The organism is Colwellia sp. BRX8-7, assembly GCF_014077275.1.
Lineage (GTDB): Bacteria > Pseudomonadota > Gammaproteobacteria > Enterobacterales > Alteromonadaceae > Colwellia_A.
The window spans coordinates 59,443-86,156 of the sequence record NZ_JACGVP010000008.1 but is presented as its reverse complement, the minus strand read 5'-3'; the positions used below and the strand labels follow the sequence as shown (position 1 = coordinate 86,156).

21 protein-coding genes, 1 tRNA gene and 1 riboswitch are annotated in these 26,714 nt (G+C 38.4%); of the genes, 11 read left to right on the top strand and 11 right to left on the bottom strand.

From position 1 onward, the window contains the following. Positions 1–242: 242 nt before the first annotated feature. Entirely contained in the window at positions 243–863 is a 621-nt protein-coding gene (locus H4J57_RS09585; protein ID WP_182217394.1) for a hypothetical protein, read from the top strand. A gap of 104 nt (positions 864–967) precedes the next feature. Here H4J57_RS09585 and H4J57_RS09580 read toward each other — a convergent pair whose 3' ends face one another. Beyond that, positions 968–1,147, bottom strand: coding sequence for a DUF6435 family protein (locus H4J57_RS09580; protein ID WP_070376824.1), 180 nt, complete (start codon positions 1,145–1,147; stop codon positions 968–970). A gap of 138 nt (positions 1,148–1,285) precedes the next feature. On the opposite strand from H4J57_RS09580, the gene H4J57_RS09575 reads away from it, so the two are divergent. The 4 genes from H4J57_RS09575 to lysC all read left to right on the top strand — a co-directional run bounded on the left by H4J57_RS09575 (position 1,286) and on the right by lysC (position 4,364). Continuing rightward, the gene (locus H4J57_RS09575; protein WP_182242623.1) at positions 1,286–1,693 is read left to right on the top strand and encodes a hypothetical protein; all 408 of its coding nucleotides are present in this window, start codon (positions 1,286–1,288) and stop codon (positions 1,691–1,693) included. Between the two features lie 90 nt (positions 1,694–1,783). Continuing rightward, positions 1,784–2,068 carry a hypothetical protein gene (locus H4J57_RS09570; protein ID WP_070376826.1) on the top strand — a complete coding sequence of 95 codons (285 nt, stop codon included), beginning with the start codon at positions 1,784–1,786 and terminating at the stop codon, positions 2,066–2,068. A 60-nt stretch (positions 2,069–2,128) separates the two neighbouring features. Further along, on the top strand, positions 2,129–2,536 hold the full coding sequence (locus H4J57_RS09565) for a GNAT family N-acetyltransferase (protein WP_182172350.1): 408 nt from the start codon (positions 2,129–2,131) through the stop codon (positions 2,534–2,536). Positions 2,537–2,701: 165 nt separating this feature from the next. Continuing rightward, a riboswitch (Lysine riboswitch) is annotated at positions 2,702–2,900 on the top strand. Between the two features lie 111 nt (positions 2,901–3,011). Continuing rightward, on the top strand, positions 3,012–4,364 hold the full coding sequence (gene lysC / locus H4J57_RS09560; RefSeq protein ID WP_182172353.1) for a lysine-sensitive aspartokinase 3: 1,353 nt from the start codon (positions 3,012–3,014) through the stop codon (positions 4,362–4,364). 74 nt (positions 4,365–4,438) lie between these two features. On the opposite strand, the gene queC is transcribed toward lysC, so the two are convergent. Beyond that, a complete protein-coding gene (gene queC, locus H4J57_RS09555) occupies positions 4,439–5,098 on the bottom strand; it encodes a 7-cyano-7-deazaguanine synthase QueC (RefSeq protein WP_070376829.1) in 660 nt (219 codons plus the stop codon). Between the two features lie 79 nt (positions 5,099–5,177). On the opposite strand from queC, the gene queE reads away from it, so the two are divergent. Further along, complete coding sequence (gene queE, locus H4J57_RS09550; RefSeq protein ID WP_182172356.1) at positions 5,178–5,852, top strand: 7-carboxy-7-deazaguanine synthase QueE; 675 nt, start codon at positions 5,178–5,180, stop codon at positions 5,850–5,852. A gap of 4 nt (positions 5,853–5,856) precedes the next feature. Here queE and pdsS read toward each other — a convergent pair whose 3' ends face one another. Further along, positions 5,857–8,052 (bottom strand): proteobacterial dedicated sortase system histidine kinase, encoded by a 2,196-nt coding sequence (pdsS, locus tag H4J57_RS09545; RefSeq protein ID WP_182242622.1) that lies wholly within the window; start codon positions 8,050–8,052, stop codon positions 5,857–5,859. Next, the gene (pdsR, locus tag H4J57_RS09540; protein WP_182172361.1) at positions 8,042–8,740 is read right to left on the bottom strand and encodes a proteobacterial dedicated sortase system response regulator; all 699 of its coding nucleotides are present in this window, start codon (positions 8,738–8,740) and stop codon (positions 8,042–8,044) included. The genes pdsS and pdsR overlap by 11 nt, the downstream gene beginning before the upstream one ends. A gap of 196 nt (positions 8,741–8,936) precedes the next feature. On the opposite strand from pdsR, the gene pdsO reads away from it, so the two are divergent. Further along, positions 8,937–9,737, top strand: a complete 801-nt coding sequence (gene pdsO / locus H4J57_RS09535) for a sortase-associated OmpA-like protein PdsO (protein WP_182172364.1) — start codon at positions 8,937–8,939, stop codon at positions 9,735–9,737. A 173-nt stretch (positions 9,738–9,910) separates the two neighbouring features. Here the strand turns inward: pdsO and H4J57_RS09530 are convergent, their stop codons facing one another. The 5 genes from H4J57_RS09530 to H4J57_RS09510 form a co-directional block, all read right to left on the bottom strand. Beyond that, positions 9,911–11,719 carry an alpha-amylase family glycosyl hydrolase gene (locus tag H4J57_RS09530; protein ID WP_182172366.1) on the bottom strand — a complete coding sequence of 603 codons (1,809 nt, stop codon included), beginning with the start codon at positions 11,717–11,719 and terminating at the stop codon, positions 9,911–9,913. Positions 11,720–11,769: 50 nt separating this feature from the next. Continuing rightward, entirely contained in the window at positions 11,770–13,950 is a 2,181-nt protein-coding gene (malQ, locus tag H4J57_RS09525) for a 4-alpha-glucanotransferase (protein WP_182172370.1), read from the bottom strand. A gap of 105 nt (positions 13,951–14,055) precedes the next feature. Next, positions 14,056–16,209: a glycogen debranching protein GlgX gene (glgX, locus tag H4J57_RS09520; RefSeq protein WP_220470293.1), complete on the bottom strand. Its 2,154-nt coding sequence runs from the start codon at positions 16,207–16,209 to the stop codon at positions 14,056–14,058. Continuing rightward, positions 16,209–18,497, bottom strand: a complete 2,289-nt coding sequence (glgB, locus tag H4J57_RS09515) for a 1,4-alpha-glucan branching protein GlgB (RefSeq protein ID WP_182242621.1) — start codon at positions 18,495–18,497, stop codon at positions 16,209–16,211. Before glgB ends, glgX begins: the two co-directional genes overlap by 1 nt. Before the next feature lie 32 nt (positions 18,498–18,529). Beyond that, on the bottom strand, positions 18,530–21,034 hold the full coding sequence (locus H4J57_RS09510) for a glycogen/starch/alpha-glucan phosphorylase (protein ID WP_182242620.1): 2,505 nt from the start codon (positions 21,032–21,034) through the stop codon (positions 18,530–18,532). Positions 21,035–21,472: 438 nt separating this feature from the next. Between H4J57_RS09510 and H4J57_RS09505 the strand changes: the two genes are divergently transcribed. Further along, positions 21,473–22,504, top strand: a complete 1,032-nt coding sequence (locus tag H4J57_RS09505) for a LacI family DNA-binding transcriptional regulator (RefSeq protein WP_182242619.1) — start codon at positions 21,473–21,475, stop codon at positions 22,502–22,504. 83 nt (positions 22,505–22,587) lie between these two features. Here the strand turns inward: H4J57_RS09505 and H4J57_RS09500 are convergent, their stop codons facing one another. After that, positions 22,588–24,039 carry an MFS transporter gene (locus H4J57_RS09500; protein WP_182242618.1) on the bottom strand — a complete coding sequence of 484 codons (1,452 nt, stop codon included), beginning with the start codon at positions 24,037–24,039 and terminating at the stop codon, positions 22,588–22,590. Between the two features lie 303 nt (positions 24,040–24,342). Here H4J57_RS09500 and H4J57_RS09495 point away from each other — a divergent pair. Further along, a tRNA-Ser gene (locus H4J57_RS09495) sits at positions 24,343–24,433 on the top strand. A gap of 458 nt (positions 24,434–24,891) precedes the next feature. On the opposite strand, the gene H4J57_RS09490 is transcribed toward H4J57_RS09495, so the two are convergent. Next, positions 24,892–25,038 carry a hypothetical protein gene (locus tag H4J57_RS09490; protein WP_182242617.1) on the bottom strand — a complete coding sequence of 49 codons (147 nt, stop codon included), beginning with the start codon at positions 25,036–25,038 and terminating at the stop codon, positions 24,892–24,894. 436 nt (positions 25,039–25,474) lie between these two features. Between H4J57_RS09490 and H4J57_RS09485 the strand changes: the two genes are divergently transcribed. Continuing rightward, the gene (locus H4J57_RS09485) at positions 25,475–26,179 is read left to right on the top strand and encodes a hypothetical protein (protein ID WP_182242616.1); all 705 of its coding nucleotides are present in this window, start codon (positions 25,475–25,477) and stop codon (positions 26,177–26,179) included. After that, positions 26,179–26,688 carry a metal-dependent hydrolase gene (locus H4J57_RS09480; protein WP_182242615.1) on the top strand — a complete coding sequence of 170 codons (510 nt, stop codon included), beginning with the start codon at positions 26,179–26,181 and terminating at the stop codon, positions 26,686–26,688. Before H4J57_RS09485 ends, H4J57_RS09480 begins: the two co-directional genes overlap by 1 nt. Positions 26,689–26,714 lie beyond the last annotated feature (26 nt).

Here is a 26,714-nt window from a genome sequence, read left to right as displayed (position 1 = left end):
AAAAGCATTAGGTAACAATTATGTAAACGTCCATGCTTTTTAATTTGTTAATTGGTTGCTAATAGCATAGCTATGTATTGCTTTTATTTAGTATTATAGTTGAGCCATAACTAGCTGTTTAATACATTTAATAGCCATATATTGTGTTTTCCTGACTCATGTGTCAAGATCTAATCGTGTTTTTCTGACCAATTGGTCAGATTATTATACTATGCCCGTTGTTTTACTAAAAGAGTATTGTCATGTCCCTGTTAGAAGCCTTTGGTTATGTTGCAAGTGTGCTAATTGCCTTATCGTTAATGATGTCTAATATCAAACGATTGCGTTGGATAAATTTATTTGGTGCTGCTGCCTTTAGTGTTTACGGGTACTTTATTGATGCCTACCCTGTTTTTATTTTAAACGGTTGGATAGCTTTGGTTGATGTATACTATTTAATCCGTATTTATCAAGAAAAAGATCAATTTGATTTAATTAAATTAAAATCAGTGGAATCATCTTTTTTCAACTTGTTAAAGGAACGTTACGGTAAAGATATCATTGGCTTATGTAAAAACTTTCAGTGGCAGCAACTTGATGATGCCGTGGTATTGTTATTGTTTAGGAACATGAAACCCGTAGGATTATTTGCTTATCGGGAGTTAGATGAGGACGGTAAGGTTGAAGTGCTACTCGACTATATCATTCCCGAAGACCGAGATTTTAAAGCAGCCAAATTTATGTTCTCTGCTGAAGAAAATCAACTAAGACAAGAAGGTATTAAACATTTAATCGTCGAGCCATCAGATGATGCTCATGAACTTTACTTGAGACGGGTTGGCTTTACCAAAAAGGCTGATCATTACGAATTATTAATCAATTGAGTGTACTGAAGACCGCAAGCAGATAAATACCGGGTTTAAAAGGGAAAACAATAAAATCCCGCCATCACCTTAAATGAAGTGGCGGGGTGTTCGCTATTAGCGCGTTAGTTCTTTTGTGAATTTTCTAAATCTTTAATCTGCACGGCTATTTTTTCTGCTTCAGCAGTGATCATCGAATATGACTTTATATCTCCATTTCTTTGCGAAAACATCGCTTGTTCAAGCTTAGCTTCATAGAGTTTATTTAATTTTTTTATCGGGTCTTTTTTAAATATTCCAAACATTTTATTTACCATTGAGTTGGTTACTGTTAGTTATACGTATACAAATCGATTTTAGTTTTTATTATTTACATTTTAATTAAAAACTTATTGTATCGTGCTACGTGTTGCAAAAATTTATTCTCATTATAAGAGGGAAAAATGGAAAAAAATAAATTCAGCTCAGAATGGTCCTTACTCCAAAATCAGTTTGACAGCTATGAGAAACATTCGCTTTATATAAAACTTATTGCCGTTATCGTTTTACTAATAGCCATTATATCGAATGTAATCACGATTCCTATCTTTTTAATCTTAGTCGTTTTATGGCTTCAAGATGCTGTTTGGAAGACATTTCAATCACGTATTGAGACACGGCTTTTACAGCTGGAAAAATATATTTCAGCCGACAGTAGTGAAAATGTATGTCAATTTAACTCTGAATATCATAAAGTTAGCTTATCAGGTCTTACCTTAATTAAAGAATATGCCTGTCAATCAATTAGGCCTACTGTTGCATTTCCTCATGTAGTATTGATATTCATCTTATTGGTTCAGCATGTGTTGTAGTGGGTTAGCTTATATTGATAAATCACTTATGACTTTAGATAACTATTGTTTTATTCGCGCGAATATCGCGTTATTTTTTGGATAATTATTATGAACTTAGACAAATCGACTAAACGTATTGATAAAAGAGTTAAGAAAGGATTTCAAGGCTACCCACAAATTTCATTAGCTTATTTTGGTCAGTCAGCTGATTGTGCTACTGAAGTTGTGGTTGGTTTTATTGCCGCTGAAGGTGATGCTCCACAAGAGCAAAAATTTACCAGTAAAGGTGATGCGAGAAAAGATGAAACTATTCAAACAACACTATTAAAAGTTATTGAACGTGCTGATGCAAAAACAGTGGTAGAAGTTGCGGGTGTTACCCTTATTAAATAATGTTGCTGGCTAATTACTGTCTGTTAATAGGTCAGTGAATATTGAGTTTAAAAATTAAAGATGACCATAATTTATAGATTTTCTGACGACCATATAAAGCAAGTTCACCAGCTTTATAGAAGTGTATGGTGGGGTAAAGAACGCTCACTCGAAGACACTCAAAATTGTATTCGTGGTTCTCAAATTTGTATTGGTATTCTCGATGTAGACAATGAGCTCATTGGTTTTACGCGAATTCTAAGCGACTTTATCTATAAAGCAATAATCTTTGATGTGATTGTAAGCGCCTCTCATCGCGGTAATGGTATCGGTCAGCAATTGATGAGCCTGGTTAAAAACCATGATAAATTAATCAAAGTAAAACATTTTGAATTATATTGCTTACCTGAACTGGAGAGCTTTTATAAAAATCTTGGTTTTTCAACGGATGTCGGTGGTATAAAATTAATGCGCTGCAGCAACCGTTAATTTTTATATAAAAGGCTAGCCATGCTTTAGTTGAACTATGGGTAATACTATTAAGCTATTATTTCTAAAAAAGATCGACTTAGCCTGTTGATTTATTATTACAGATAGGATTTAATCCACATGTCGGTTATTAGAATAAATACTCAAATTGTATGTTTTTAATAATCAACCAGAAGAGGAGCAGTAGCTAGGTAGATAACACGAAGAACCACCATTCTTTTGACTGTTATTGAGGGAGACTATTGCCGAGAGTAATTAGCGAGTGGCGTTATTTATTCGGTTACTAGGGCTGAATCCCTAGGATTGTCACCTCTAGTTAGTATGTTAAGTGCTAATTAGATTATGGTGGAGAGCTTCTGGCTGAAAAGTTTAGTTTATCTTACCAAGAACACTTCTTAATTCAGCCATGCTCTTCCTTGAAGTTTATAAAGTTACCCTATAATTATTACTGGGGGCTTAATTAGGGAGACCTTAGATGTCATTATTACCTTTTACTGTTGCAAAATTTGGCGGCACAAGTCTAGCTGATCATCAAGCGATGTTACGATGCGCTCAGATCATTAAAAACGATGCAAGTAACAAAGTTGTTGTCGTATCTGCAAGTTCAGGCGTTACTAATTTACTGGTTCGTTTAAGTCAAAAAGATGTATCTCAGCATGAACAATTAACAATCATTAGCAGTATTCGCGCTATCCAATTTAATATTACCCAACATTTAGCTGAAGAAACACAGCTAAACTTTCAAATTGATCAACTGCTAAATGAGTTAAGCGAGTTCTCTAACGCGCAATCACTTAATTATTGCCCACGCATAGCCGATGCAATTTTGTCATTTGGTGAACAAATGAGTTCATGTATCTTTGCACAAGTCCTTAAATCTGTTGGTGTTAATGGCGAAATGTTTGATGTTCGCCAAGTTATGAAAACCAACGCATTATACGGTAAAGCCGTTGTTAACCTTGAGATGCTCGCTAATAACGCACAGCAATTTCTTATGCCTTTGCTGGTTGATAAAGTTATCGTTACCCAAGGTTTCATTGGTCAAGACGAGGACGGTCATACGACAACCCTAGGCCGTGGTGGATCTGATTACAGTGCGGCACTTTTAGCCGAAGCGTTACATGCCGATAATCTTTCTATTTGGACTGATGTTGTCGGTATTTTTACCACAGACCCACGTATTACCGAGCATGCCCGTGCTATTAAAGAAATCAGTTTTGGCGAAGCGGCTGAAATGGCGACCTTTGGCGCAAAAATTCTTCATCCGGCAACACTCATTCCTGCGATGAGAAAGAATATTCCGGTTTTTGTTGGTTCAAGTAAGGAACCAGAGAAGGGGGGTACACGCATTCAACAGTTTGTTGAATCGAGCCCAATATACCGCTCAATAGCCTTACGTAGAGAGCAAACATTAGTAACGGTAAAGAGTCCTGCTATGCTACATGCTAGTGGTTTTCTTGCACAAGTCTTTGGTATTTTAGCCAAACATGAACTGAGTGTTGATTTAATTACCACCAGTGAAATCAGTATTGCGCTAACCTTTGATAATCCAACGGGGTCGACGCAAGCGCTTTTAAATTCAACCGTTGTTGAAGAATTAGAACAGCTTTGTGAAGTCACCGTAGAGCACGGTTTATCGTTAATAGCGGTTATAGGAAATAAAATGCATCGCAGTAATGGCGTTGGTACCAGTATTTTTGAAACTATATCAGGGATAAACGTGCGGATGATTTGTCATGGCGCCAGTGAACATAACTTATGTTTCTTAGTCGACGAGAAACAAGCAAATGAAACCGTTGAAAAGCTACACAATGCCTTATTTTCATAAGCTTTAAGCGTAATATTTCTTTGGTCAGTACAGAAAAAAGATAAAACACCTTGCCGTGTTTTATCTTTTATTTATCAAGATTCGTAACTTAACGGATCGGTAACATTATTATCACTGAAAGCTTCTAAACGCTCTTGGCAGGCACCACATTTTCCACAGGCTTTTTCACGGCCGTTATAACACGTCCAAGTATTATCATAGCTTAAGCCCATTTTTAATCCATCGGTTAAAATATCACTTTTAGTAACCGTTAAATAAGGGCTAAATATTTCTACTGACTCGTAGTTAGCTATTTTACACACCTCATTCATTTTCATTACAAATTCGGGACGACAATCAGGATATATTGCATGGTCTCCTGAATGTGCGCCGTAATAAACTTGGCTAGCCCCCACTGAAACGGCATAACCGACCGCAAGTGATAACAAAATCATGTTACGGTTAGGTACAACCGTTGATTTCATACTTTCAGCTTCGTAATGACCTTCAGGAATATCAATATTGTCGGTTAATGAAGAACCAGCAAGCAATTGATTAATAGATGATATATCGATAATTTTATGGTTTACATCAAGTGATTGACAAACCGTACTGGCAAATTCAATTTCTTTGACATGACGCTGTCCGTAATCAAAGGTTAATGCGAACACTTCTTTGCCATCATGCAAGGCGCGATTAAGAACAGTGAATGAGTCCATGCCACCAGAATAAATAACAACAACTTTGTTTGTCATTTCTAAAGTCTCTTAGGGTATAATTAATATCGCGCATTTTACTTCAATTTACACCAGCAATAAACAGGCAAAAACCCCGATGACCGTAAAATACAAAATTAATGAATTATTTGAAACTATTCAAGGAGAGGGCGCTTTTACCGGTCAACCTTCAATTTTTATCCGTTTACAAGGTTGCCCCGTTGCTTGCTCGTGGTGTGATACTAAGCATACTTGGGCAATAAACCTTGAAGATGAAGTAACACCGAATGCTATGTTAACAAAAGAAGCTGAATCTCAAACGTGGTCAGCGCTTACGGTTAAAGATATTTTAGCGATGATAACGGCAGAAGGTTATCAAGCCAAACACATTGTTATCACAGGCGGTGAGCCAGCGATGGTTGATTTACTCCCTCTGTGCCAAGCACTTGAAACCAATGGTTTTAGTTGTCAATTAGAAACATCGGGTACTTTTGAAATACAGGTGACGGATAAGTGCTGGGTGACTGTTTCACCCAAAGTAAACATGAAGGGTGGCTACAAAATATTAAACTCAGCGATGTTACGTGCCAATGAAATTAAACATCCAGTGGCGACTGAGCAGCATATAGACGACTTAAAAGCGTTATTAGCCGAACATAATATTGTTAACACCCAAGTTTATTTGCAACCGATCAGCCAAAAAGAACGGGCAACAGCGTTAGCAATAAAAAGCTGTATTGAAAATAATTGGCGTTTATCCGTTCAAGTACATAAATATTTAGGTATAGAGTAAATAATTACTTTACCTGCAATGGCAAGGTAATCGACACCGTGACACCTTGCGGATTATGATGATTACTTGCCACGATATGCCCCTGATGAAATTCACAAATCAAGCGGGCAATATATAAGCCTAAGCCCAAATGAGGAGTCTTATCTTCTTTCATTTGCGGTGTTTCACGCATTGAAACCATAGAATCAAAAAGTCGCTCTTCCATCGTGTCGGGTAATAACGTGCCGTTATTGCTAACGTGAATGGTGATGTCTTTGTTTTTCAACGCTGTCGTTATGAAAAGTTTATTATCATCACTAAACTCTACGGCATTAGTGACAACCTTATCTAATAATTGCGCTATATGCTCAGGCGATCCCGCCAACATTACTTTTTTATCTGAGGCCAAATACTCAATAGTAAAGTTAGGGTATATCTGCTGATATCCTTGTACACAACCATTAAGCACATCAAAGAGATTAAAACTGACCTTGTCAGTTTGATTGAGCATTTGTTCAAGACGAGTCGCTTCACTCATATTGGTTAATATATTGTTTAAGCGATTAATACCACTTTGGGCACGGTCAATGTAAGCGGAACTTTTCTCAGGTAAGGCTTGTAAAGACAAATTTTCTAAGGATGTTCTAACAATCGCTATCGGGGTGCGGAGTTCATGTGAGAGTCGTGACGACATATTTTCTAAGTAATGATTGTACTGGCTTAAACGATTTACTGCCGTAGAAAAACTGCGAGAGAGGTCGCCAATTTCATCATTGGCTGTTGATACTTGCATACTCTCGGCTATCTCGTTATTGATTCGACCGTGTTCATCAATAGCAATTTCTGCCTGATTACGCAGTTGGCGAATGCGATTTGAAATACGTGACGCAAAAAAGAAAAAAGCGAAAGCACCCAATAACATAATCGCTAAAATTGACGTAAACAATTTCTCTAAGGCTTTATTTCGTACACTGAGAATGCCATTGGTTGTTTCTTCAACAATGACCGCACCGTTGACCTTATCACTGATATAAATAGGGTATGCAGCTGATATGATTACCGCTTTTTTATCTGTGGTTAATCGCCATTGAGATTTTGGCATACCCGCAAGTGCGGCTTCAATATGTTCACCCGTTAGGTTTTGCGTGTCGTAAAGACGGTCAATAAAATCATCTTGAGGTTTGTTGAGCAAATGTTGAAATAACGGTTGTAAGTATTTTTGTGTCCAAGCATACCAAGAGCCATCGTTATCAGAGTTATTGATGTTTTTTTGCCATAAGCCACTGGCTTTTTTTATGTCGCCACTTTTTGCTAGTACGCGATGATGTTGATCAACCACCCAAATACGTGACTGTGTGTAACTCATGCCCTTTACTATGCGTTCAATTTCAGGTGACGGCACCAAAATGGTGCCTAAGGTTGCTGCGCTACTTGGATCTGCACTGCCTATTATTGTTGTGGCTGCACTCAATGGCGTATCAACATCATGAATGGCAAAGGCTAAGCGGTCACTGATTTTAGTTAAAGGGATGCGAAGTTCAATATTATAACCTTGCTCGGTATCGCGCCATTGGCCCTGAATGAAGCTAACGGGTCTTGGAAATTGAAGCCGTTCATTACTTTCAAGGTCATTAATGCGATAGGCAGCAAGCCACCCCTGATTTTTATTACTGACGATAAAACGTTGGAAATTGCCATTAATATCGTTGAATGATAATTCCAGATGATCATTTTTGTTGATGGCTCGAGCATTTTCATCACGATAAATAACCGTATCGTCGATCACCTGAATAAAAAAGTATAAGTATTTATCATATTTTCCAACAGCGGCACTGAAATGATTAGTGAGCTTATCAACGCTTAATTGCTGACCAAGCTGGTTATTAACCCCATAGTAGTGGGACTTTTCTTGAAAACTTGGCCAGTCGTTGGGTAAACCGTCGAGATTTATCGCTTGAGATAATTGATAACCGTAAAGGTCTTTACCTTTTTCAACATCGGGTAAAAAACTGGCTTGGTTATTAAAAAGGTTAGGGCGTTCATGCAACGAAGTCGCGAGGGCTCTTGCTGTTCCTATGATTGTTTGTTCTTGACCAAAGCGTAAATACTTTTCCATTTCCCATACGTATTGATAACCAAACCAGGGAATGGCAAAGAGAAAACTAGACAGGAGTAGAAGCTTAGTTCGTAAGCCGAAACGAAAATTGAGCTTATTTTTCATCTTTGTTCCAACGATAGCCCATGCCATAAACTGTTTCTATGCAGTTAAAGTCTTTATCTATTTGGTTAAATTTTTTACGAATGCGTTTTACATGGGAAGTAATGGTACTGTCGTCGACATAGATGTTGGAGTCTTTCATCAGTTGTTGACGGTTCTTAACATGTCCGGGGTTTTTAGCTAAGGCAAAGACCATCCAAAATTCGGTGATCGTTAAATCAACACTTTGTTGCTGCCAAATAATGCTCATTCGTTGATTGTCGATAGTTAGCGGCCCTAATGTGAGTAAACTACTTTCAGCAGTTGGCTGTTTTAGTGCTTCTTGGCGACGAAAGAGGGCTGCAATGCGCGCTGATAAATGTGGCAGGCTAATATCTTTAGTTAAATAATCGTCAGCGCCAATACGTAATCCTGACACCGTATCAACATCATTATCACGCGCAGTTAAAAAAATAATAGGCAAGGTCGTTGATATATTCCTAAGCCATTGGCATAGGGTAAAACCGCCGTCATATTCTTGCTCTAAGCCAATATCTAATATCACAAGGTGAGGCAAACTTATTGCAAAGGCCTTACAGGCGTTTTCTCTATTAGCAAAGGTCTGCACTTGATAACCTTGAACGCGCAGCACATCCGCATAGTTTTCTCTTATAGCGGCTTCATCTTCGACTATGGCAATTCGTTTTAACACTCTATACGACTCTATTGGTTAACTTATTTTAAGGCACTATATAAGAGTTTTTTTATAAATGCGCGCAATTGTTGTAATTGCCACATTGTTGCCACATTTGCTCATTACTTTGCCTTTTTTGTGTCGTTTCAAAGCCTATTTTTCTTGTTTTAATTACCTCGTCAACAAAAAACACCTTAATCATTTAGGAATTAACATGAAAAAAATTAACAGTAAATTAAACCCAGCGAAACTTTTCTTAATCACAGCGCTTATTGCTGCACCGACATTAAGTCATTCCGCATACGCCTTTGAAAAGTCAAACTTAACAGCAAGCGATTCGGTTGAACTTAGTGACAGAGATAAAGAAAGTATTGGCTTAGGTAGCGGCATGATCATTGGCGCGATATTTGGTGGTCCTATTGGCGCTATTTTAGTGGGAGCGACCGGTACACTTATTGCGAAAACACAAAACGATAAAGAAAATTTGAGTGAACTACAGGCGTCATTGAAAAAGCAAGAGCATGATTATTTGCAGGCTGCAAACGAGTTCCGCCGCAATTTACAACGCTCTGAACAAAATCATCAATTAGAATTATCGGTTTTAGAACAAAACTTTGATAAAAAACACCAAAATGCCAGTCAACTACAAGCTGAAAATTTACTGATGAGTTTACAATTTTCAACTGGCTCTAGTGACTTACAGCCGCACTATAAAAGTCAAATCGTTGCTTTGGCAGAAATGTTACAACAATCGCCAAAACTCTTTATCGATTTATCGGGTTATACCGATAAACAAGGTAATAAAAAATCAAACCAAGCGCTGTCTATTGCTCGTGTTAACACCGTTAAAAATGCCTTAATTGACCAAGGCGTTAAAGCAGAACGCATTAAACTGTTTGCTTTTGGTGAGCAAGCGCCGGTAGTGGCTAACACTCAACAAGAAGTCAGTTTTTATGACCGACGTGTGGTAATAAAGCTGCACAGTAACACCGAGCAAGTGGCTAATAATTATTAAGTGTTGGTATAAGTGAAGGTAAAGGTGTGTTCAATCATTTATTTAAATAAGATAAGGAGGTGAAACAGCAAATAATGAAATAGTTTACTAATTAAAGAATAAATTAAAAACCAAGGACACTCCCATAGCGCCTTGGTTTTTCTTTATCTGTGCAAAAAATACTAAACCTTCAGCTACCTGACCTGATAAATTGCAAAGCTTAACGGGGGAACGGTTAATGTTCCATCGACAAACTCATCACTTTTAAAGGCTGGGTATATTTTTTTGCCATTTTTGAGGGTAAAGCCTAACGCGACAGACTTTTCTGTTTTTGCTGTATTAAAGACAATAATGATTTCTTCTTCGTCTTTTAATGTACGAGATACCGCAAAAACCCCCGGCTTATTATCAGCATTTATGAATTTTTGTTCGCCAAACCTAAGTGCTGGGTATTGATAATAGATATCTGCATACTCAGCAAATGTCTTATAAAATAGATGATTTTCATCAAAGTTGTCATCAGCGGTCGTTTTAATATTTGCGAGTAAATCATCATCGTTGTAGCTGTCTACCAAGGAAGGCATCATGTCTTGGCGAGAGTCTTTATCTCCGCCATCACCAACAAAACCTTGCTCGTCGCCATAATAGACAATTGGCACGCCACGCAGAAAGTAAACCATCGCATGGGCTAGCAAGGTGCGTTGAATAATTTCTGCTTCGCTATAGTTGAAATCACTACTTTTCAACATGCCAGAAAAACGTCCCATGTCATGGTTACCGGTAAAGTTAAGCAACTGATTGGCATTACTGTCACTGTCATTATAGTAAGCATCATTCTCGAACACCTCAACGAGTTTATGTGTTCCTTGCTGTTTAATAAGGGTGTCTTGTAAAGCAAACTGTAAGGAAAAATCAAGTACAGACTGCATTTTACCTACTGTGGTATAAGCACTTAATTCTTTAACATCGCCACTATATACTTCACCAAACATAAAAAATTCTGGAATACCTATCGCTTTTGCGTGGTCAACAAGCGCAGGGGCAAAATCTGCCCAAAACTCTATATTGACGTGCTTTACGGTATCAATTCTAAAACCATCAGGTTTAAATTCACTGATGACATTTTTGAATATTTCGGTCATGCCTGTAACCACTTCAGGTGAATTAGTATCAATATCATCTAAGCCACTAAAGTCGCCATATATCGAGTTTTCGCCTTCATAGGTTGTATCTCCTTGGTTGTGATAATATTTTTTATCATTTAACCAAGCGGGTGATTTAAGGTTTTCTTGGCCTTTAGGAATAACGGCTTGATAAGTATCACCCGCTGCCACTTGAGCAAGTGTTTTATATAAACAGCCATCATTTTCTTTCATCAAATACTGTAAGCCATCTTCGCCGTGACATTCAACATACTTAATAACGTCAGCGGTGTGGTTAGTAATAATGTCAAAAAATACTTTTATATTCTCTTTATGTGCAGCGTTAATGAAACGTTTTAAATCTTCATTACTGCCCAAATGTGGGTCAATTTCATTAAAGTCTAAGATCCAGTAACCATGATAACCCGAAGAATCACCTTGCATGGCCTGATTACGCATAATAGGTGTTAACCAAATAGCGCTAATCCCCATACCTTTCAAATAAGGCAGTTTAGCCTGCAAACCTTGAATGTCACCGCCGTGATACATGCCTTTGTCGGCTTTATCAAAACCACCAGCAGATATTATGTCGGTCTTAGAACCTTGGTCATTATCGGTGTTGCCATTATAAAAACGGTCGGGCATAACAAAGTAAAAAACTTCATCTTGTATATTTCTATTTAAATAAGGAGCTAAATCGTCAGCATTTTTAAGTGGTAAGGCTTTTGCCTCACTTAAGCTGGCTGATTTTTCTATGTGAATTGGCTTAGTTTCATTACAAGCGCTAAGAAATAGGCCACTTAAGATAAGTAGCGCAATCTTTGATTTTTTTAATGTGAATGTACTATTTGTTATTATCATTATATTCTCATCCATTATTGTGTTCATTAAAATCGACATTATGACTAATATTAGCTTTTTGGTCTGGCTTTTTGCATCGCTTGTGCAAGCAATTTAACAGAATCTTTTTGCCAAAACTCAGTCATAGTTACCGGTAATTTTTGACGCCAGTTAGGGTGTTCATCGATAGTGCCGGGAATGTTAACTTGTTCAACAATCTCTAAGGTGTCTTCTAATGGAATAAGTTGGATATGGCTGTGTGCTTTCGCCATATATTTCTGGACGGCAATTGATAATTCAGTATTGATTATTGCCGGACTTTGTTGCGGCGCTTTTGTTACATCGATAACGTCTAAGTCTGCTAATGCTGCAACTAACAAGCTACGGTCTTGTATACGAGCTTGGCGTTCTTGTTGGCCCATTTCGTCTGATGGATATAGATTCAATGCTTGTCGCCAATGTAAATCACGTCCAGTCCACCAACCGGTAAGGGTAGGTAAATCGTGTGTTGACACTGTTACCATAGATTGGGCTGGATACAACTCCGGGCGTTTAAATAAACCCGACTCCCAACGCTCAAAAAATAGCACCTTGTATGATAGTAAACCTGCGGCGGCCATTATTTCACTAAAGCCATCGGGCACCGTGCCTAAGTCTTCGCCGATAACCACACAGTCATTACGACGAGATTCAAGGGCAATAATGCGCAATATATCTTTAAATGGAAAGGTAATATAAACACCTTGATCGGCTTTCATGCCCGGCGCTACCCAATATTGACGCATTAAACCTAAAATATGATCAATACGTAAAGCACCTGCATATTGCATATTACTGCGCAGTGCCTTTATTAAGGGTAAATATCCTTGTTGCTGCAGTGCTACTGGGTTAATCGGCGTTAGCCCCCAATCTTGCCCTAAGGTATTCATAGCATCGGGTGGAGCACCAACCGCTGCACCAGACACATAAACATCTTTATCAGACCAAACATCAACGCCCGAGCCGTCACAACCAACCGCAAGGTCTAGATATAAACCAATCGGCATGCCAGCTTGTTCTGTTAATGCGGCAACATCAGTTAACTGGCGATGAGCTAGCCATTGCAAAAAAGCAAAGTAATCAAGACGTTTAGCATGCTGTTGTTGAAAAGCAGCGACTTGTGCTGAATGTGGTGATTGAAACTCACTCGGCCACATTTTCCAACCATAAGCATTAGAATCAATCATTCTAAAATACTCATATAAGGCGTCAAAGGTGGTTAACAGTAATAAATCATCGCCTTGCTCGGCTTTAAAGTCGCTGAACTCTTGGTAGGTCGCGCTTACATTCTGGTCATTATTCGCTTGAATGAAGTCTTCAAAGAGTAATTCAATAATTTCAAATTTAACATCAGCAACGCCAGGGTAATCGATAAGTTCAGTGTTACGGACGAAGTTAACTTTTGCTTGAAATTCATCACTGTTAAAGCGAAGTTGAGCGGCCTTGCAGCTTGAAAAGTTAGGTACCTGGGTAACATCAATATACAAACTATTGAGAAAACAACGGCTGGTCGGGGAATAAGGGCTGCGATGTGCGGGATTATTTTGATACAAGGGATGCAACGGATTTAAACCTATGGCGGCAGCGCCTTGCTCGGCAGAATTTTTAACCAGTGTTTTTAAATCACCAAAATCGCCCATTCCCCAATTACTTTCACTTTTGAGTGAATATAACTGCGCAGCATATCCCCACATTTTTTCTGGTGAGGCTTCCTGTGGGCTATAACAAGTTTTAGGCGCAAAAATCAAATGACAACTTGCTGTTTGTTGGCCATAACTCAGCTTAAGCTTATGATAACCTTGCGATAACAAAGGGAGTGTTAAGGCAAGCTTTCGATATTCTTTATCGGCAAGCTGATTTTTTTCTTGGAAAATTAACTCGCTAACCAACACTTCACCCGTTAAGATTTCGCTTTGCTCAGTAGTTATCTGCCAAGTAACTTTTAAACTTTCATCTACCGGTAGGCTAATAATAATAGTGTGACTGTGTTCTTCAAGCTTAGCAATATGGACGCCAGGCAACATTTTACGCCAGCTATCTTCTTGTAAGGCTGTAATACTGTTATTGATAGTATGGTTATTAGACAGGTCATAACCCATAGCACAAAGTAGGCTATGCCTAGCACTTTCGTTTGCCGGAACTTGGTGCCCATAACTATCAGTGTAACTTCTGTGAAAGCCAACTAGGTCGGCAAGTTTTTCTATCAAATTCATAAGTTTAATACTCTATTCTTTTTGAGTGGCTAAAGGAATACTTTTGCCAATGCTTGTGGTGATTTTGTTATCTACGATTCAACTACTTAACGCAGAACCGTATTGCTATTTGTCTTTTGGGCTATGTAAATACCGCAATACCACACAGCTATGTTCAGCAATGGTAATAGCGGGGTGTCTAATGTTTTTTTGCGATTTTTTGTCAGCGTAACTGTATTCTTGATTATCAACAGCGGTATCAATGAGCACTTGCCAGTAACCGTTAAGTACTGGCAATAAGAAGTTGATACTGCGCTGATGAGCATTAAAAATAATCAGTAGGGCATCGTCTTGCTGATGTTCAGGAGTAGATGAGCGCTCGGTATTGGCTAACATCATTGCAAAGCACTTGATGGATTGATCATGCCAATTGTCTTTAGTCATCGCTTTACCGTGACAATTTAACCAACTGATATCAGCTAAACCGGTATGTTCACTTACTTTTACACCGTGTTGATAATGTGTTCTGTTTAATAGCGGATGTGCTTTTCGCAGTGCAATTAATTTTTTAACAAAATCTGATTCTTGCTGTGCTTGTGGGCTTTGCCAATCTAGCCACGATATTTCATTATCTTGGCAGTAAGCATTATTGTTACCGCGCTGGCTATTATTGAGTTCATCGCCACTGAGTAACATCGGCGTGCCTTGAGCAATAAAGAGGGTGGTCAGTAAATTGCGTTTTTGCTGGCGGCGTAACAGACTAATTCTACAATTGTCGGTTGGCCCTTCAGTCCCTAAATTATTACTAAAGTTACTGTTATGGCCGTCATGGTTTTGTTCGCCGTTCGCCTTGTTTTGCTTGTTATTGAAGCTCACTAAATCGGTTAAGGTAAAACCATCATGTGAAGTAATAAAATTTACACTGGCACTAGGTCGACGACTGGGCTGTTCAAAAATGTCACTTGAGCCGTGCAAACGTTTAGCAAACTCTGCAACTAAGCCTTGTTCACCTCGCCAGAAGCGTCGACAAGAGTCACGAAAACGATCGTTTAGCTCTAACCAGCTATTGGGAAAACGGCCTAGTTGATAGCCGCCATGACCGACATCCCAAGGTTCGGCAATAAGTTTAACTCTTGATAAGATAGGATCTTGTCTTATACTGGTAAAAAAGTGATTGTTGGCTTTAAAATCAGGTGCATCGCGCCCTAGTACTGGCGCTAAGTCGAAACGAAAACCGTCAACGCCCATGATTTCAACCCAGTAGCGCAAACTGTCAGTGATCAGTTGAATAACACGAGGGTGCTGCACATTAATGGTATTGCCGCACCCTGAAAAATTCTCATAATAGCGTTTGTCAGCTGGGTGTAAACGATAATAACTAGCATTGTCTATGCCTTTAAAGCTCAGCGTTTGACCAAGTTCATCACCTTCTGCCGTATGGTTATAAACCACATCAAGAATAACTTCGATACCTGCTTCATGGTAAGTTTCAACCATAGAACGAAACTCGCCAACCTCACCTGAATGGCAGTAAGCGGCGTGCGGAACAAAAAATGAAATGGTGTTATAGCCCCAGTAATTAGTTAACCCTTTGTCTTGGACAAAGTCCTCATTAATAAACTGTTGCACGGGTAGCAGTTCAATACTGGTTACCCCTAAAGACTTTAAATACTGGCAAACCTTTTTATTAGCAAGACCCGCGAATGTTCCGCGTAGCTCAATGGGTACATCGGGATTTTGTTGGGTAAAGCCTTTAACATGTAATTCATAAAGAATGGTGTCACGGCGACGAACTTGTGGATGCGTTTGACTAAACAGTAATGGTGAAACAACCACACACTTTGGCATAGTCGCCGAATTATCACGATTATCAACGGTTAAATCTTTTTGGGTGCTTTTTAGATCATAACTAAAATTAAGGTCGCTGCGGATAAAGCTACCGTGCAATTTTTTAGCATAGGGGTCTAACAATAATTTATTAGCATTAAAACGATGGCCATTATGAGGTTCAAAAGGACCATGTACGCGGTAGCCATATAAACAACCTTCTGCGATCCCTTCAACGAAACCATGCCAAACATCATCGGTAAACTCAGGTAATTCAATACGCTGTAGTTCATATTTACCGTCACCTGAAAATAGACAAAGTTCTACTTTTGTTGCATGTGCAGAAAATAGGGCAAAGTTACAGCCCAGACCATTTTTAGCCAGTGAAGCACCCATCGGATACGAACGCCCCGAAGTTACTTTGTATGCAGTGTTAATTGCGCAAGTTGTCATTATTTACCCTCAAGTGGTAAACGTACATCTTTGAGGATAAACATTGCTGTTGCTAACGGTGGTACAGTAATGTCTATATAGTGTTGCTGACCTTGCCAGGCCAATTCTACACTCGGTAAAATACCTAGGTTCAAGGTGTTACTGCCGCCATAAATTTCAGCGTCCGAGTTAAGTAATTCGACGTACTCTCCCGATTTTGGTACCCCTAACTTAACGTTATGATGGGTTTGTGAGGTAAAGTTACATACCACGACAACCGCATTCTCTTGGGCGTCATTGCCAAAACGAATAAAGCTGTAAATTGATTGTTCGCTGTTTTGATGATCTAACCAACTAAAACCCTCGCTTTGGCAATCTTTTTCATAGAGCGCTGGCGTGTTGCAATAAACCTTATTTAACGCTTTGATCAGTCGCTGTACGCCACTGTGCCAGTGAACGTCAAGTTGATACCAATCAAGTTCGTGGTCATGATCCCATTCTTTACCTTGGGCAAATTCACAGCCCATAAATAGTAGCTTTTTACCGGGATGTGCCCACATAAAACTGTAATAAGCGCGTATATTGGCAAACTGTTGCCAAGCATCATCGCCAGGCATCTTTTGTAAAATAGAGCCTTTACCATGAACGACTTCGTCATGACTAAGTGGCAGAATAAAGTTTTCATCAAAGGCATAAACTAGGCTAAAGCTAAGTTCGTTATGGTGATGGCAACGATGCACAGATTCACGCTGCATGTATTGTAAACTGTCGTTCATCCAGCCCATATTCCATTTATAACCAAAGCCTAAACCGCCATCATGGGTCGCGCGAGAAACACCCGGCCATGACGTAGACTCTTCGGCAACAGAAAATGTACCAGGGTATTGTTGATAGAGTTCTTCGTTAAAGCGTTTTAAAAAGTCGACAGCGGCTAAGTTTTCTCTGCCTCCGTGGATGTTAGGGATCCATTCATTTTCTTTGCGGCTGTAGTCGAGATAAAGCATCGAGGCAACTGCGTCAACGCGAATGCCATCAACATGGTATTTATCTAACCAATGCAGGGCACTTGCTCGCAAAAAATTGGCAACTTCAACACGCTCGTAATTATAAATAAGGGTATTCCAGTCGGGGTGATATCCCTGTCTTGGGTCTTCATGCTCAAAAAGATGAGTACCATCGAAGGTCGCTAAACCGTGATCATCACTTGGAAAATGTCCCGGTACCCAATCAATCAATAAGCCTAAATTGGCTTGATGACAGGCATCAACAAAATACTGAAAGTCAGCTTCATTACCAAACCGAGCTGTTGGTGCAAATAAGCCAACCGGTTGATATCCCCATGAACCATCGAATGGAAATTCACTGACCGGCATTAGCTGAATATGGGTAAAACCCATTGATAAAGTGTAAGGAATAAGCTGGTCAGCTATCTGACGGTAATTTAAAAATTCGTTATTTTTATCTCGGCGCCAAGAGCCTAAATGGACTTCGTAAATTGAAATTGCAGCGTTTCTACTGTTACGTTTTTCACGTTTGGCTAACCAATCTTGGTCTTGCCAAAGGTAATTGTCTTTTGCACTGATAATTGACGCTGTGTCAGGTCGGTATTGGGCTTGGTTGCCATAAGGGTCGGCTTTAAATGGTAACGTGTTACCGTTTTTGTCTTTAATCGCATACTTATATTGTTGCCCAACTGACGCTTGTGGGATAAATATATTCCAATAGCCACTAGCGACATCGCCCAAGGTGATATTTTGCATGGCATGGCTACGTTCATCCCAGTGATTAAAGTCACCAAGCAAAGAAACATGACTGGCATTAGGTGCCCAAACAGCAAACGAAACACCCTGAATTTTTTGGCCATTAAGGGTTTTATTTTGCAGATGAGCGCCTAATTTCTCGTAAGGTTTTTGATGATTACCTTGTTGCAGCAAGTAAATATCAAGGTCCCCTAAGGTAGCTGAAAACTGATAGGGATCGTCAATTAACCATGATGCGTTTGCAGAGGTCAGCTTGAGTTTATAAGTGAATAATTTTTTACGACGTAGCTTAAGTGAGTAAAGTCCACTGTGATGAACTTTCACCAACTTACCTAATGATTTTATCTGTTCATTACTATTAAGTTGCGCTGATTTTTTATTAGGGGCTAAGGCCATTATCTCAACAGCGTCAATATCGTTAAGGTGAGGAAAATAGCAAGTGATCCGTAAATAACGAGTGTTTTGGTCAGCATTTAACCCTAAAACCTCGTAAGGTGTCTTATGGCAAGCGCTGACTAAAGCTTTGATGTCATTTACAGATAAACTCATATATTTTCCTCAGTTTTCTTAATAATTAATGCTTAAGCGCTCGGTGTTAAAAACCAAATGTTTTTCACATAGTCTTCAATCGAGCGATCAGAATTAAATTTGCCCATCAACGCCGTATTTAAAATGGCCATTTTTGCCCAACGTTTTTTGTCTTGATAAGCGACACCTAAGTCTTGTTGAGCGTCACTGTAGCTTTCAAAGTCAGCCAGCACTTTGTAAGGATCGCCACCTTCAAGGAAACTTTGTTTAATCGAAGATAATTCTCCCATATGACCTGGCGTAAAGTAGTCCGTGTCTAACCAGTCTAAACAGGCTTTGATTTCATTATTCGTTTCATAAAAGTGATAAGGGTTGTAGCCTTTGTTATCTAGGGCTTTAACTTCATCAACGGTTAAGCCAAAGATGAAAATATTGTCGTCGCCAACTTCTTCAGCTATTTCAATGTTTGCGCCATCTAAAGTCCCAATGGTTACGGCACCGTTGAGGGCGAGCTTCATATTGCCAGTACCAGAGGCTTCTTTACCTGCTGTTGATATTTGCTCTGAAACATCGGCTGCCGGAATTATTTTTTCGGCTAAACTGACCCGATAGTTAGGTAAAAACACCACTTTTAATTTGTCTTGAATGCGGGTGTCATTATTGATTTTTTCAGCAATTTTATTGGTTGCGTAAATAATTTCTTTGGCTAACTGATAGCCCGGCGCTGCTTTTGCACCAAAGATAAATACGCGTGGTTGCATAGGTAAGTCAGGATCAGCCAATAAACGGCGGTATAGCGCTAAGATATGCAATAAATTAAGGTGCTGGCGTTTGTATTCATGAAGTCGTTTAATTTGGACATCAAAAATGGCCTCTGGGCTGACATCTATACCGGTTAAGGTTTTAATTTCAGTGGTTAATGCCACTTTGTTTTGATGTTTAATTGCCATGAATTTCTTTTGGAAACTGGCATTATCAGCAAGGGTTGATAATGAAGATAAGCTGTTTAAGTTTTTAGCCCAGTCATCGTCAACGTGCTTTGACAGTAATTCAGACAGTAATGGGTTACATGATTTCAACCAACGTCTTGGGGTAATACCATTAGTTACATTGGTTAATTTCTCTGGCCAAAGTTGGTTGAATTCTGGGAATAGATCTTTTTTTACTAAGTCTGAATGGATTTGAGCAACACCGTTAACTTTATGTGAAGTAATGACACATAAATGTGCCATACGGACTTTACGTTGTTCACCTTCTTCAATAATTGAAAGGCGAGCGCGCATTGCCTCGTTGTTTGGCCACATCGCATTCACTTCATCATTCAAAAATGCTTCGTTGATACGATATAAAATAGTTAAATGGCGTGGTAGTACACGTTCAAATAATGAAACAGACCATTTTTCTAACGCTTCAGGTAACAGGGTATGGTTAGTATAAGAAAATACTTTACCGGCTAATTGCCAGGCGTTTTGCCATGAGAAGTCATACTCATCAAGTAATACGCGCATTAACTCTAAAATGGCAATGGTAGGGTGGGTATCGTTGAGTTGGATCGCTACTTTTTCAGCAAAGTTTGTACTACTTCCTTGGGTAAGTGGACCAAATTGCAGCTGATAACGACTAATAATGTCTTTAATTGAACAAGCACAGAAAAAGTACTGTTGAATAAAGCGTAATTCATTACCCGCATCGTGTTCGTCATTAGGATAAAGAACTTTAGATACTGTTTCAGCATTGACCTGATCGTGGTGCGCTTGTAGATAGTCACCCTGATTAAGGGTATCCCAGTCAAAGGCAGAGTCTGCGCGACATTCCCATAAGCGTAAAGCATTTACGGTTGACGAGTTATAGCCAACGATAGGAATATCCCAAGGAACTCCTTTGAGCATTTTTCCTGCACGCCAAACCGATGTTAAACTACCGTCGGCTTGTGCTTGTTGTTCAACATAACCATAAACGGGAATAAGCTGGGTAGATTCAGGACGGCAAATTTCCCAAGGACTACCAAATTCACGCCACATATCAGGCTGTTCTATTTGGTGTCCGTCTTTAAAACTTTGTTTGAATAAACCATGTTGGTAATGAATGCCGTAACCCATAGCGTTGTAATCAAGTGTCGCTAATGAATCAAGAAAACATGCGGCTAAACGGCCTAATCCACCATTACCTAGGGCTAAATCAGCCCCTTCTTCACATAAGTCGGCTAAATCAAAACCAAGTGATTTAAGGGCCTTTTCGGTATTTTTATATAAATCTAAATTATGTAAGTTGTTAGAAAGTAGTCGCCCCATCAAATATTCAAGTGACAGGTAGTTAATACTTTTAGTCGCTGATTTTGCTTGTTGAACCTTACTTGCTTGCAGTTTATCAATAATAATTTCATTAAGCGCCATTGATGTCGCTTGCCAATAAGCCTGCTTGTTTTGTGGTGTATTTTTGTAGGCATCTACACAAATAACGCGATCACCTAAGGTACTGTTCAAATGGTGCTGGATGCGCTTTTTTAAGTCTGTGGCGGTAATATCAGCTGTGATACTTTTTATTTTTTTATTTATCATAATAAATTTTTATCATCAAAAACCGTCTTGTTCGTTGCTGACGTTTTGATTTATTTCCTGTTTATTTAAAATCTGTGGCGTATATATAGGACTTTATTCATCCTTATTTTTTATTTGCATCAGTTGTACGAATTCTTTCCACAATAAATAACGTGATGATTAAATTATGCCGATGTTAGAAATTAGAGCAATAAACTACATACGTATGCATGATGGATTTATGCACTATTTGCCATGCATACGTATGCATTTTTGATGATTATTGGCGCTTGATGAAAAGTTCAGGGTGATGACTTACTCGCTACCTTTAAAATTTAATGAAAGTCGGCGTTTTTCAGCTGAGTAATTTTTTGCTTTACTCTTAATAAGGTATACAAGGCTAGGGGGCTAAGTTAGTATCTAAGCAGTATATTTATTAATAAGTTATTGGTTAATTTAATGGTTAAAGCTAAAAATACTTCGTTTGATATTGCTTATCGTGCGGGCGTTTCTCAGTCAACAGTTTCAAGAGCACTACGTAATAGTCCGTTAGTAAATGAAGAAACACGGCTACGTGTTCAAGCCATTGCCAAAGAACTTAATTACAAAGTAGATAAAAACGCCAGCAGTTTACGTACTCAACGTAGTGGCACCATTGCCTTGCTATTGTTTGAAGACCCAACCAACGATGACTCATTAATCAATCCTTTTTTTATGTCAATGTTAGGCAGCATTACCCGAGCTTGTGGTAATAAGGGCTATGATTTATTAGTCTCTTTTCAGCAAATGAGCCACGATTGGCATGCTGACTTTGAAGATACCCGTAAAGCTGACGGGATAATATTGTTGGGTTATGGTGACTACACCGATTACGAAGAAAAGCTTGTTCAGTTAATAGAGCAAGAAACCCATTTCGTTCGTTGGGGGGCTGAAGTAAAAGACCTCGATGTTGTCTCTGTCGGTTGCGATAACTTCCAAGGTGGGTATCAACTCACCGAACATGTCATTAATAATAACCGCAAAAAATTTGCTTTTTTAGGCGGAGTTTCAACGGGCTCTCCTGAATTTTTAGATCGTTATTTAGGTCATTGTAAAGCGCAAACTGATCACAACTTAGTCGTTAATACCCAACTTCAATTTGACGCGATTTCTACCGAAGAATCTGGCCATAACGCTGCATTAAACCTTATTAAGGGTGGTGAAAGTTTTGATGCCATTATGGCGGCCAGTGATTTAATTGCCGTGGGCGCGATGCGCGCTTTGCAAGAACACAATATGCGCGTACCCGAAGATATAGCCGTGTTTGGTTTTGATGATATTCCGGTTGCTAGTTTTACTTTTCCGACCTTAACTACGGCTAAACAAGATACGATGTTAGCAGGGGAGTTATTAGTAGAAAAGCTTTTAGCACTAGTGAATGGCGAAGAAGCAAAAACAGAGTTGATGGCAACCACACTTGTGGTTCGTCAATCTTGTGGCAGTGGCAATTGATGTTTTATAGTGTTTATGTAGGTTAGTTTTTCACTAACAAATTTTAGGTAGAGCCCTAACCTACAAACAAAAGCGAGTAGAGGTTACTCGCTTTTTTCTTTGACAAAATAAACGGATACAGCACCAAGTACCATAGAGACACCCGCTAAGATAATAATATTTATTGCCTGGTTTTCAAAAACTGAATTTAATATCCAGCCAGCAAAAATTCCTGAGATAATTTGTGGCGCGGCAATGGTAAAGTTAAAAATCCCCATGTATACACCGGTTTTGTTGGCAGGTAATGCACCAGCAAGTATTGAGTATGGCATTGCTAAAATAGCAGCCCAAGCAATACCTACACCTATCATAGGAATAAATAAAGTAACCGCGCCTTGTGGCACCGTGATTTCAGTGATCAATAAATTGACTAAAGTTGGTTCAGGGTTATTGATAAACATAAAGCTTAAATAACCTAAGCCACCGGCGAGTAAGGAAAACGAGTAAACCGCTTTTCGGCCAAAGGTATTGGCAAGCTTGGCCAGCACAATTGAGAAAAAGGCCGCAAACAAAGAATACGCGGCAAACAAAATACCTACCCAGTCACCTGCAGCGCCTTTTGCTGCAGCGATATCATTGGGAATACCACCAACAGAGCTAATATAGGTAGGATCAAACCATTTTACGTCTATGCCCCAAACCTGTTGAGCAATGGCCGGCATGGTATAAACCCACATAATGAATAGAGAAAACCAAGAGAAAAACTGTACGAGTGCTAAACGTTTCATCACCTCGGGCATAGTTTTCATTAAGCCAACGAAGTCAGTTAGTTTTTCAATTAACGACTTTTCAATGGCTTGTTCTTTGGCAACCTGTTCAGCATCCATTCCTTTGAACTCATAATATTCTTTAGGTGAATATTCTTTAGTTTTAAAAACCGTCCATAACACCGAACCTAATAAAACCGTGGCGCCGATATAAAATGCCCAAACAACGGATGGAGCAATACTACCTTGCTGTGAGGTGTTCTCTAAACCAACAACATTTGTAAGAACAAATGGCAATATAGAGCCGATAACGGCACCAATATTAATCAAAAAGGCTTGGATAGCATAACCCTTGTTCATTTGATTATCGGGCACCATATCAGACACTAGCGCTCTAAAAGGTTGAAAAGCGATATTAAAAGATGCGTCCATAACCGCTAACATCATTGCACCAAAAATCATTGGTGTGATAACAGAGACAAATAACGGCGCGTTTGGCATTAATAACATACCGACAGTTGCGCATATGGCACCGATTAATATATAGGGGTTACGGCGACCAAACTTATTCCATGTTCTATCTGACGCTGCTCCGACGAGAGGCTGGATAAGTAAGCCCATAATAGGAGCGAGCAACCAAAATAAAGATAAAGAGTGCAGATCAGCACCCAAGTCTGAAAGTATTCGACTGACATTAGCGTTTTGTAAAGCAAAGCCAAATTGAACGCCCAAAAAGCCGAAGCTAACATTCCATATTTGCCAAAAACTGAGTTGAGGTTTGTTTTTCATTTATTATTTTTCTTATGAGAGTAACACACGATGAAGTTATATAATCACAACCAAAAAACTGACACAACAAATTACATACGTATTCAGCATGATATAAACAGGTAATATTATTATTTAAATACAGGTAAAGTTTTTGTGTAAATCGTCAATAATGGTAAATTATCGCTAAATAGCTGTTTTTTTCGCACACTTGCTGATTTATCGAACATAAAGAAGAAATAGTAAAATTAGTGCTTTACAAATGCTATTGCAGGTCTTAATATCTGCCCCGTCTTGAAGCAAGCAATTGTTTTAAGACATTCAGGTGAGATGGCTGAGTGGTCGAAAGCACTGGTCTTGAAAACCAGCAAGGGTTTATAGCCCTTCTAGAGTTCAAATCTCTATCTCACCGCCAAATAAAGAAAAACCGCTAATCGAAAGATTAGCGGTTTTTTGCTTTTTGATAGTTAGAAATTTTAAATAAGGGTTTATAGCACTAAACCTTGAGTAGAGTTCAAATCTCTATTTCACTGCCAAACAAAGAAAAACCGCTAATCGAAAGATTAGCGGTTTTTTGCTTTTTGATAGTTAGAAATTTTAAATAAGGGTTTATAGCACTAAACCTTGAGTAGAGTTCAAATCTCTATTTCACCGCCAAACAAAGAAAAACCGCTAATCGAAAGATTAGCGGTTTTTTGCTTTTTGATAGTTAGAAATTTTAAATAAGGGTTTATAACGACTTTAATTAAAGATAGTGCCTAATCAGTCTATATAACTTATTATAATTATATAGGGAAGATAATGAGTTTTTCATTAACCAATTGAACCGTACTCAGTAGTTTAGGTGACTCAATTATTACACTATACTGTCCTTTAGAAATTAAAAAAATCACCTCTTTTTATTTGTTCAATTACATCTAAAACTTCTTTGTTTCCGCCTATGACCTGCAACAATTCAATAGGTGCTTTATTTTCCAAAGGTATCTTAGGGGTATAGCCATTCAATAATACAGCTTTCATCACATTTAAATTATTTAACTAAATTAGCATGAATATCATTTTGTATGGGATCATTTGATGTTTTCCACATCCGAGATTTTTTCTCATTTACAGCAGACACTACTTTATCATCATCAGATATTCCTAATTTTGAGACTAAACCTTCAGGATGTTCAATATAGATTTTACCATCTAAAAAATTTACATTCGCTGTTGTACTGTCTGATTTAATAGCTAATTCATTGATATTTAAGTGCTATTTTGATGTGTGTTGATTGTTTGAAATATAGCTCAATTATAATGTTATTTGATTTCATTAACTTATAAACTATAAGAAATGGCACCTAATTATTTACTATTATATTAATAGCTGTTTTAATTTACTTTAGCTATTAGTGGTGGTCTGCTCATTCCATTTAATTCCAAGTAAAATGATAAATATTAACATACAAGGATAGTGGTTATTTCTAAATTAGTGTTGTTGCCCGGTATGGATGGTACTGGAGAATTATTTGAAGAGTTTTTGTCTAACTTTGACGGAGACTATATTGTAATCCCATTACCTCAATCGGGTTCTCAAGATCATGTGTTTTTAGCTAATATAATAAAAGAGCAATTACCAACTGAAGATTTTGTTTTGTTAGCAGAATCTTTTGCTGGTGGTATTATTCCTGAGCTACTTAGGCAAAATAATCCACATTTGAAAGGCGTCATTTTTATTGCCAGTTTCCTGAGTTCTCCTAACCAACTCTTATTGTCGATAGCTAAATTTTTACCTATTAAATCTTTAGCTTCAGCACCTTTATCAACGATTTTTCATAAGTTTTTACTCCTAGGTCAAGGAGCATCAAAAGAGCTTTTATCAAAATTTATTACGGTTACTAAATCAATACCTGATCTCGTATTAAAAAATAGATTAGAAGTTATGAGCCAGCAGCGACTACCAATAACAACATCGGATATACCTTCAATTTATATTAAAGCACTTTCTGATAGGCTTATAACATCACAGAAGGGTCGTGAGTTCACCAAAGTCTTCAGCAATATTAAGTATATAGAAATTGAAGGACCTCATTTCATACTTCAAGCACAGCCAAAAGAGTCTGCGCGGTTGGTTACTGAGGCGATATCCTTGATCCTTAAAGACTGTAGGTATTCATAATGCCATTTACTCCAATACATATGGGGCCAGGGATTTTTATTAAAGCCATATTACAAAGTAGCTTTAGCTTGATGGTTTTTGGCTGGACCCAAATCGTAATGGATATCCAACCACTAATTGTGTTGATAACGGGAGAGGGGCATCTTCATGGTTTTACCCATACCTATGTTGGTGCAGTACTAATTGCTATTTTTGCTGCTCTAACAGGTAAATACTTATCCGAACTTGGTTTAAAGCTGATAAGTATTTCTAAAAGGGAAAATCCCATATCAATTGCTTGGTGGGTAGTATTTCTAAGTGCATTTGTTGGCAGTTTTAGTCATGTATTACTTGATAGTATTATGCATTCAGATGTTGAACCCTTCTTTCCATTTTTATTAGATAATCCGTTGTTAGGTCTGATTTCAGTGCCGATGTTGCACAAGTTATCTTTATATAGTGGGTTATTGGGCGCAGTAGTTTATTATGGAATTTATTTAAAAAATAAAAGCTTAAAAGTAAAAGTTTAAAAGTAAAAGCAGGGAAGTCATAAAGA

What these genes read in the sequence shown, in the direction of transcription:
- H4J57_RS09585 (WP_182217394.1), top strand. Translation starts at nt 243, where the DNA reads ATGTCCCTGTTAGAAGCCTTTGGTTATGTTGCAAGTGTGCTAATTGCC.
- H4J57_RS09580 (WP_070376824.1), bottom strand. Translation starts at nt 1,147, where the DNA reads ATGTTTGGAATATTTAAAAAAGACCCGATAAAAAAATTAAATAAACTC.
- H4J57_RS09575 (WP_182242623.1), top strand. Translation starts at nt 1,286, where the DNA reads ATGGAAAAAAATAAATTCAGCTCAGAATGGTCCTTACTCCAAAATCAG.
- H4J57_RS09570 (WP_070376826.1), top strand. Translation starts at nt 1,784, where the DNA reads ATGAACTTAGACAAATCGACTAAACGTATTGATAAAAGAGTTAAGAAA.
- H4J57_RS09565 (WP_182172350.1), top strand. Translation starts at nt 2,129, where the DNA reads ATGACCATAATTTATAGATTTTCTGACGACCATATAAAGCAAGTTCAC.
- lysC (WP_182172353.1), top strand. Translation starts at nt 3,012, where the DNA reads ATGTCATTATTACCTTTTACTGTTGCAAAATTTGGCGGCACAAGTCTA.
- queC (WP_070376829.1), bottom strand. Translation starts at nt 5,098, where the DNA reads ATGACAAACAAAGTTGTTGTTATTTATTCTGGTGGCATGGACTCATTC.
- queE (WP_182172356.1), top strand. Translation starts at nt 5,178, where the DNA reads ATGACCGTAAAATACAAAATTAATGAATTATTTGAAACTATTCAAGGA.
- pdsS (WP_182242622.1), bottom strand. Translation starts at nt 8,052, where the DNA reads ATGAAAAATAAGCTCAATTTTCGTTTCGGCTTACGAACTAAGCTTCTA.
- pdsO (WP_182172364.1), top strand. Translation starts at nt 8,937, where the DNA reads ATGAAAAAAATTAACAGTAAATTAAACCCAGCGAAACTTTTCTTAATC.
- H4J57_RS09530 (WP_182172366.1), bottom strand. Translation starts at nt 11,719, where the DNA reads ATGATAATAACAAATAGTACATTCACATTAAAAAAATCAAAGATTGCG.
- malQ (WP_182172370.1), bottom strand. Translation starts at nt 13,950, where the DNA reads ATGAATTTGATAGAAAAACTTGCCGACCTAGTTGGCTTTCACAGAAGT.
- glgX (WP_220470293.1), bottom strand. Translation starts at nt 16,209, where the DNA reads ATGACAACTTGCGCAATTAACACTGCATACAAAGTAACTTCGGGGCGT.
- glgB (WP_182242621.1), bottom strand. Translation starts at nt 18,497, where the DNA reads ATGAGTTTATCTGTAAATGACATCAAAGCTTTAGTCAGCGCTTGCCAT.
- H4J57_RS09510 (WP_182242620.1), bottom strand. Translation starts at nt 21,034, where the DNA reads ATGATAAATAAAAAAATAAAAAGTATCACAGCTGATATTACCGCCACA.
- H4J57_RS09505 (WP_182242619.1), top strand. Translation starts at nt 21,473, where the DNA reads ATGGTTAAAGCTAAAAATACTTCGTTTGATATTGCTTATCGTGCGGGC.
- H4J57_RS09500 (WP_182242618.1), bottom strand. Translation starts at nt 24,039, where the DNA reads ATGAAAAACAAACCTCAACTCAGTTTTTGGCAAATATGGAATGTTAGC.
- H4J57_RS09490 (WP_182242617.1), bottom strand. Translation starts at nt 25,038, where the DNA reads ATGAAAGCTGTATTATTGAATGGCTATACCCCTAAGATACCTTTGGAA.
- H4J57_RS09480 (WP_182242615.1), top strand. Translation starts at nt 26,179, where the DNA reads ATGCCATTTACTCCAATACATATGGGGCCAGGGATTTTTATTAAAGCC.